1 protein-coding gene is annotated in these 658 nt (G+C 43.5%); it reads left to right on the top strand.

Annotated elements, in window-relative coordinates; genetic code table 11:
- A partial coding sequence (locus ABRT01_RS18315) for a zinc ribbon domain-containing protein (RefSeq protein ID WP_367746899.1) occupies positions 1-399 on the top strand: 399 nt, incomplete at its 5' end.
- Positions 400-658 lie beyond the last annotated feature (259 nt).

The raw sequence follows: 658 nt of genomic DNA, 5'->3' as shown, positions 1-658 counted from the left end.
TATACTCCGACTCCCGATGTGGCAAAGTACGGGACGATGAGAAGGGCCATGTTAAATCAAACACCAGTTGGACAGTTTCGCCGTATATTAAACTGGGTGCAAGCGAAAAGTGGCAAGCATTATCAAAAGATTGATGAACGGGATACAACCAAAACCTGTTGTGTCTGTGGTCATCAGGAGAAAAAGGATCCATCTATTCGCAGCTTTACATGTGTAAACTGCGGTACAACGCTTTCGAGAGATATCAACAGTGCAGTTAATATCGGAAAGAAAGCCAAAAAGCGATTGCCTCGCGCAGGCTACATAGGTGTGGAATCCCCTATGTATACAGTGTGGTGGGATTTTAAACAGGCAAAGATTGCTTGTGGTTTGACCCCATCTGCTGGCCTCGGGAAGTAAATCCGAGGGTTGAAATAAACATTCTTCTTGGTAACAGAGAAGAGGTCTTTGATTAATTTTAGGCTTAATTTCGGTTAGGTTTAAATAGACAAAGGAGTGCGGCGCGAAACTTAAGTTACCAATTAGCATTTAACGGATTTCAGCAAATATAAAAAACCACCAAGATATAAAACTTGGTGGTTTTTTATATTGCCTAGCGGCGTCCTACTCTTGCAGGGGCAAAGCCCCAACTACCATCGGCGCTGGAGAGCTTAACTGC

Origin of the sequence: Lentibacillus sp. L22, assembly GCF_040812445.1 — a bacterium.
Taxonomy (GTDB): Bacteria; Bacillota; Bacilli; order Bacillales; family Amphibacillaceae; genus Lentibacillus_C; species Lentibacillus_C daqui.
Note: the sequence above shows the minus strand (reverse complement) of the source record. Positions and strands in the feature narration are given on the sequence as shown.